This is a genomic window from Streptomyces fuscigenes (assembly GCF_021556455.1).
Lineage (GTDB): Bacteria > Actinomycetota > Actinomycetes > Streptomycetales > Streptomycetaceae > Streptomyces > Streptomyces fuscigenes.
Map to the genome: position 1 here is coordinate 1 of NZ_JAKGCV010000317.1, position 6,413 is coordinate 6,413.

The following is a 6,413-nucleotide window of genomic DNA, read 5'->3' on the forward strand; positions in this document are numbered from 1 at the left end:
GCACCGCGGGGGTCGGCCGCCTCCTGCACGGGCGCGGGCGGGCACCCCGGGCGGGCAGCCGGCCGGCTTCCGGCGGAGGCGCCGGTCACTGCCGGATCGACCAGCCCCGCTCCCGCAGCGCGGCGCTGAGCACCGGGGCCGCCGAGGGCTCCACCATCAGCTCGACGAGGCCGGCCTGCTGGCCGGTGGCGTGCTCGATGCGGACGTCCTCGACGTTCACGCCCGCCTGCCCGGCGTCGGCGAAGATCCGCGCGAGCTCGCCGGGGCGGTCGCTGACGAGCACCGCGACGACCTCGTAGGCCAGCGGGGCGGCGCCGTGCTTGCCCGGCACCCGGCTGCGCCCGGCGTTGCCCCGGCGCAGCAGGTCCTCGACGGCCGCCGTGCCCGTCGCGCGCTTGGAGTCGTCGGAGGACTCCAGGGCCCGCAGCGCCCGGACGGTCTCGCCGAGGTCGGTCGCGATGCCGGCGAGCACGTCGGCGACGGGCCCGGGGTTGGCGCTGAGGATGTCGATCCACATGCCGGGGTCGGAGGCGGCGATCCTGGTGACGTCGCGGATGCCCTGCCCGCACAGGCGCACGGCGGACTCCTCGGCGTCCCGCAGCCGCGCGGCGACCATCGAGGACATGAGCTGGGGGGTGTGCGAGACGAGGGCGACCGCGCGGTCGTGCGCCGCCGCGTCCATGACCACGGGGACGGCCCGGCACAGCGAGACGAGTTCCAGCGCGAGGTTCAGCACCTCGGTGTCGGTCCCCGTGGCCTGGGTGAGCACCCAGGGGCGCCCCTCGAAGAGGTCGGCGGTCGCGGCCAGCGGCCCCGACCGCTCCTTGCCGGACATGGGGTGGGTGCCGAGGTAGGTGCGCAGGTCGACGCCGAGGGACTCGAGTTCCCGCCGGGGCCCGCTCTTGACGCTGGCGACGTCGATGCAGCCGCGGGCGGCGCCGGAGCGCAGGGTGCGGGCCACCGTGGCGGCGACGTGCGCGGGCGGTACGGCGACGACCGCGAGGTCGACGGGGCCCTCCGGCGGGTCCTCGGTGCCGGCGCCGAGCGCGGCGGCGGTGCGGGCGGTGCCGGGGTCGTGGTCGCAGAGGTGCACGGTCACGCCGCGGGCCCGCAGCGCCAGGCCGATCGACGTCCCGATCAGCCCGGTGCCGATGACGAGGGCGGTTCTCACTGCGCGATGTCCTTGCGCAGGGTCGCTGCGGCACCGAGGTAGACGTGGGCGATGTCGGCCTTCGCGCGGTCCGACTCGACGTGCGCGAGGATGCGCACGACGCGGGGCATGGCGCCCGCGATGTCGAGTTCCTGCGCGCAGATGAGGGGCACGTCGACGATGCCCAGCTCGCGGGCCGCGGCGGCGGGGAAGTCGCTGTGCAGGTCGGGTGTGGCCGTGAACCAGATGCTGATGAGCTCGTCGGCGGTCAGCGCGTTGCGCTCCAGGATCGCGTTGAGCAGCTGCTTCACCTGATCGCCCATGTGTCCCGCTTCGTCCCGCTCCAGCTGGACCGCTCCACGCACCGCTCGTACCGCCACAACGTGCTCCTCAGTGATCGTCTCCTCGCACCAGCGTAGTGTCCGCCGCCCGGCGGGGGGCGGGGGCTCTCGTTCAGCGAGACGCCGCCGGGCCCGCGCCCCGGGCCGGGAGCGGGCCCGCGGGGGCCGCTCACGCGCTCCGCGCCGGGCGGCTCACGCGTCCCAGAGGGTGCCGAGCGCGGCGAGGTCGGCGCGGTACTCGATGCGCCGCGACCAGTCGTCGGGCCAGGCGCCGGGGCCGAGGTGGGCGCCGGCGAGGGCGCCCGTCAGGCAGGCGATCGAGTCGGAGTCGCCCGCGGTGCAGGCCGCCCTGCGCAGCGCCGTCAGGGGCTCGTCGGGAAAGAGCAGGAAGCAGTGCAGCGCGGTGGCCAGGGCCTCCTCGGCGACCCATCCGTCGCCGGTGGTCAGGCACGGGTCGGTCTCCGGCGACGGGGCGGCGAGTGCCGCTCTGACCCGGTCCAGCGCGGTGAGGCACTCGTCGAAGCCGCGTGCGGTGTAGGCCTCGGGCGAGGGGTCCCCCGCGTACGACCAGAGGTCGCCGAGCCAGGCCGCGGGGTAGCGGGTGCGGTGCTCGACGGCGTACGAGCGCAGTCGGCCGACGAGCCCCGCCGGGTCGGCGCCCGCCGCCAGCAGGTGCACGGCGTGGGCGGTCAGGTCGGAGGCCGCGAGCGCGGTCGGATGCCCGTGGGTGAGGGCGGCCTGCGCCTGGGCCGCGCCCGCGCGCTGCCCCGCGCTCAGGCCGGGCACGAGGGCGACCGGCACGACGCGCATGTTCGCGCCGCAGCCCTTGGACCCGGTGCGGCTCGCCCGCTGCCAGGGCTCGGTGGGCCGGTCGAGCCGTTCCAGTGCCGCGCAGGCACTCAGGCAGGTGCTGCCGGGGGCCCGGTTGTTCTCCGGGTCGCGGTACCAGCGCACGAAGGCGTCGCCGGCCTCGCGGGCGAACCGGTCCGGGTCGAGCGGCCCGTCCGCCGTGCACGCGCGCAGCGCGGCCCCGAGCGCGAGCGTCATCTGGGTGTCGTCGGTGACGTACGCGGGGGTGGGCAGCGGCATCTCCCGCCAGGGCCCGCACTTGGCGAGGATCGCCGGCACGGTGGCGAACTCGGTGGGGAAGCCCAGTGCGTCGCCGAGGGCGAGGCCGGTCAGGGCGCCGGTGGCGGCCCGCCGGGTACGGGTTCCTGTCGGTGTCACGGGGTCCGTCCTTCCGGTGGCTGGGGTGGGTCCGGTCGCAGCAGGGGCGGGTGGAGCGCGGCGGCGGCGCCGGCGCGGTAGAGGGCGGCCGGCTTGCCCCGGCCGCCGGTCCTGCGCGTGCCGTCCTTCGCCGGTGCGACGAAGCCGGGTGTGGCGAGGACCTTGCGGCGGAAGTTGGGCCGGTCGAGGGTGACGCCCCAGACCGTCTCGTAGACCTGCTGGAGTTCCCCGAGGGTGAACTCGGGCGGGCAGAAGGCGGTGGCGAGGCCGGTGTACTCGAGCTTGGCGCCGATGCGCTCGTGCGCGTCGGCGAGGATGCGGTCGTGGTCGAAGGCGAGGCCCCCGGCCTCGGCGAGCGCGACCCAGCCGGCGTGCTCGGCGTCGCCGCCGCCGCGCGGTTCCGGCAGGCCGGGCACCAGGGCCGCGTAGGCGACGGACACGACCCGCATCCGGGGGTCGCGGCCGGGGTCGCTGTAGGTGCGCAGCTGCTCGAGGTGCAGGGGCGCCGTCGTGCTGTCCGGCTCCATACCGGTCTCCTCGGCGAGTTCGCGCCGGGCGGCCTGCTCCGCCGACTCGCGCGGGTGGAGGAACCCGCCGGGCAGCGCCCAGCGCCCGCGGTAGGGGTCCTCGCCGCGCCGTACGAGCAGCACGTGCAGGCGCTCCTCCCGGACGGTGAAGACCGCGAGGTCGACGGTGACGGCGAACGGCTCGAAGGCGGACGGGTCGTAGCCCGCGGGCCGGGTGTGGCCGGCCGGGCCGGGCCTCGCGCCGCCGGGAGCGCCGGTGTCCGGCGCCGCCCGGCCGGGGTCCGGGGTCCCGGCGGGGCGCGCCGCGCTCACCGGGCCGCCGTCCTCTCCGGCAGGGGCGGCGCGAAGTCCCAGCCCCGCGCGAGGAGTTCGTCGACGGCGGCGGTGGCGGCCGCCAGCCGCGCCCGGCGCGATCCGCGCAGGAGCACGAACGTACGTCCCGTGCGGGCGAGTTCGGCGCGGAAGCGGTCGGTCATCCAGGGTCTGAGGTGTTCGCCGTCGCGCAGCCCGTCGTCCTCGAAAGGCACGTCGCGGTGGTCGGTGAGCAGCCACAGGTGGTGCCGCACGCGGTCGGCGACCTCCTCCACGGCGGGGTTGCGGCCGCCGAGGTAGCGCTCGTGCCACACGGTGGTGGCGAACGAGTCGGTGTCGCAGACGAGGAGCGGCGAGCCGGTGCGGGCCGCGGCCTCCTCGGCCTCGTTCTGCCGGTGCGCGATCAGCGGGAACTCGTCGCCGGTGAAGGCGACCTCGCTCCAGTGCGCACCGGGCCGCACGGCGCGCAGGGCGGCGAGTTTGGCCTCGCTGAACTCCCGTCCGTACTCGGGTACGCAGCGTGTGCCGGCCCACACTCCGCCGCGCCGCCGGTAGTGCGCGGCGAGGTCCTCGGCGAGGGTGGTGGTCCCGGTGGACTCGGCGCCCAGCACCACCACGCGGCGGGCGAGCGCCGCCCGGACGGGCGGGGCGAGGTGGTCCCAGCGGGCGACCGGGTCCGCCCGCACCGCGGTGCCGGAGACGGGGAAGGCGCGGCGCTCGGGATCCACGAGTTCGTTCGCCGCGCCGAAGCGGCGGGCCAGTTCGGCGCCGTAGGCCTCGGAGGAGAACACCGCGTCCACCCGCCGGGGCACCGCGGCGCGGAAGATCCCGACGTGCGCGTCCCAGATGTCCGGGTCGCCGAGGTCCATCGGCACGTCGTCCACGGCGCCGACGACGTCCACGTCGGGGTGCACCTCCCGCATCCAGGCGACCCGGTCGGCGAGCGGCACCGACTCGACGGACGCGGCGCACACCAGCACCGTCAGCCGCTCGCAGCGGGCGCGCGCGGTGCGCACGAGGTGGTGGTGTCCGGCGTGCGGCGGGTAGAACTTCCCGAGGACCAGTCCGTGCCGGTAGGGCGCGGGCACCGGGGCGCTCACGCGGCGGCCCCCGCGGCCGGGGCGGCGGTGGCGCCGAGGTCGCGGCGCCACCCGCGCAACCCGCCGACGCACAGGGCGACGAAGCCGGCGTACAGCAGCGAGGTCAGGAAGAGGCCCTTGTACGCGTAGAGCGGTATGTAGACGAGGTCCGCGGCGATCCACAGCCACCAGGACTCGACGAGCTTGCGGCACTGCCCGTAGGTGGCCGCCAGCGAGAGCGCCGTGGTCAGCGCGTCCCAGAACGGGACCGCGGAATCGGTGAAGCGGTCCAGGAGGACCGCGAGGGCGGCTGTCCCCATCGTCCCCGCCGCGGCCAGCAGGGCCCACTCGGCGCGCGTGCTGCGGCGCACCGGCAGGGCATCGGCGGATTCCGGGCCACCCCCGTGGGTCCAGACCCACCAGCCGTACGCGGCGAGGACGATGAAGACGATCTGGAGACCGGCGTCGGCGTACAGGCCGGTCTGGGCGAAGAGCAGCAGGTAGAAGAGGTTGTTCGCGATGCCGACGGGCCAGTTGGCGAGGTGCTGGCGCGCGACGAGCCAGACGCACAGCGCGCCGCTGCCGAAGCCCAGCACCTCCGTCCAACCGACGGGGGTGCCGAGCACGGTCACCAGGGGTTCCTGCAGCGGGGCGAGCACATCGCCGAGTGTCATGGCCGCCGGCCTCCTTAATAGTCATCCTGACTATAAAGACCCGGACGCCTGGAGGACAAGAGGCTTTTCACCGGAGACCGGACGTGTCGCGGGGCGGCCCGGGACAGACGCGAGGACCCGCGGCCGCCATGCGGCCACGGGTCCTCGGCACTGCTGCTCCCCGCCGGAGGGGCGGGGGGGGTCGGCTACAGGTCGACCTCCTGCATCAGCATGCCGACCTCGGTGTTGGTCAGGCGGCGCAGCCATCCGGACTTCTGGTCGCCGAGCGGGATCGGCCCGAAGGACGTGCGCACCAGGCGGTCGACGGGGAACCCCGCCTCCGCGAGCATGCGGCGCACGATGTGCTTGCGGCCCTCGTGCAGGGTCACCTCGACGAGGTAGTTCTTGCCCGTGTTCTCGACGACCCGGAAGTGGTCCGCGCGCGCGTACCCGTCCTCCAGCTGGATGCCGTCCTTGAGCCGCTTGCCGAGCTCGCGGGGCAGCGGGCCCTGGATGGCGGCCAGGTAGGTCTTCTTCACGCCGTAGCGGGGGTGGGTGAGGCGGTGGGCGAGCTCACCGTGGTTGGTGAGCAGGATGATGCCCTCGGTCTCCGTGTCGAGCCTGCCGACGTGGAAGAGGCGCGTCTCACGGTTCGTGACGTAGTCGCCGAGGCACTGGCGGCCGTCGGGGTCCTCCATGGTGGAGACCACCCCGGCCGGCTTGTTCAGCGCGAAGAACAGGTACGACTGGGTCGCCACCGTCAGCCCGTCGACCTTGATCTCGTCGTGGTCGGGGTCCACGCGCATGCCCTGCTCCAGCACGATCTCGCCGTTGACCTCGACGCGCGCCTGCTCGATCAGCTCCTCGCAGGCCCGCCGCGAGCCCATGCCGGCGCGGGCGAGGACCTTCTGCAGCCGCTCGCCCTCCTGCTCGGCGCCGGGGAACGTCTTCGGCGTCTTGACCTCGGGCCGCTGCGCGTAGCGGTCCCGGTTGCGCTGAGAAGATCGTCCTCGACCGCTTCGCCCAGTTCCCCGCGGACGGCGGCTTCGTGGCCGCGTACATGCACCGCACCATGCCCGACCTCCCGCCGCAGGTCGGCGTCCTGGTCGAGCTGGACAAGGAGA

General features: G+C 75.2%; 7 protein-coding genes. All 7 read right to left on the minus strand.

What is annotated here, in order from left to right; genetic code table 11:
- Positions 1-85: 85 nt before the first annotated feature.
- Positions 86-1,171, minus strand: a complete 1,086-nt coding sequence (locus L1885_RS21060) for a prephenate dehydrogenase (RefSeq protein ID WP_235798729.1) — start codon at positions 1,169-1,171, stop codon at positions 86-88.
- Positions 1,168-1,530, minus strand: coding sequence for a chorismate mutase (aroH, locus tag L1885_RS21065; RefSeq protein WP_235798730.1), 363 nt, complete (start codon positions 1,528-1,530; stop codon positions 1,168-1,170). The genes L1885_RS21060 and aroH overlap by 4 nt, the downstream gene beginning before the upstream one ends.
- 153 nt (positions 1,531-1,683) lie before the next feature.
- Positions 1,684-2,718 carry an ADP-ribosylglycohydrolase family protein gene (locus tag L1885_RS21070; RefSeq protein WP_235798731.1) on the minus strand — a complete coding sequence of 345 codons (1,035 nt, stop codon included), beginning with the start codon at positions 2,716-2,718 and terminating at the stop codon, positions 1,684-1,686.
- Entirely contained in the window at positions 2,715-3,557 is an 843-nt protein-coding gene (locus L1885_RS29250; RefSeq protein ID WP_235798732.1) for an NUDIX hydrolase, read from the minus strand. The genes L1885_RS21070 and L1885_RS29250 overlap by 4 nt, the downstream gene beginning before the upstream one ends.
- On the minus strand, positions 3,554-4,657 hold the full coding sequence (locus L1885_RS21080) for an AAA family ATPase (protein ID WP_235798733.1): 1,104 nt from the start codon (positions 4,655-4,657) through the stop codon (positions 3,554-3,556). The genes L1885_RS29250 and L1885_RS21080 overlap by 4 nt, the downstream gene beginning before the upstream one ends.
- Positions 4,654-5,310, minus strand: a complete 657-nt coding sequence (gene pnuC / locus L1885_RS21085; RefSeq protein ID WP_235798734.1) for a nicotinamide riboside transporter PnuC — start codon at positions 5,308-5,310, stop codon at positions 4,654-4,656. The genes L1885_RS21080 and pnuC overlap by 4 nt, the downstream gene beginning before the upstream one ends.
- 185 nt (positions 5,311-5,495) lie before the next feature.
- A partial coding sequence (locus L1885_RS21090) for a pseudouridine synthase (protein ID WP_372481989.1) occupies positions 5,496-6,413 on the minus strand: 918 nt, incomplete at its 5' end.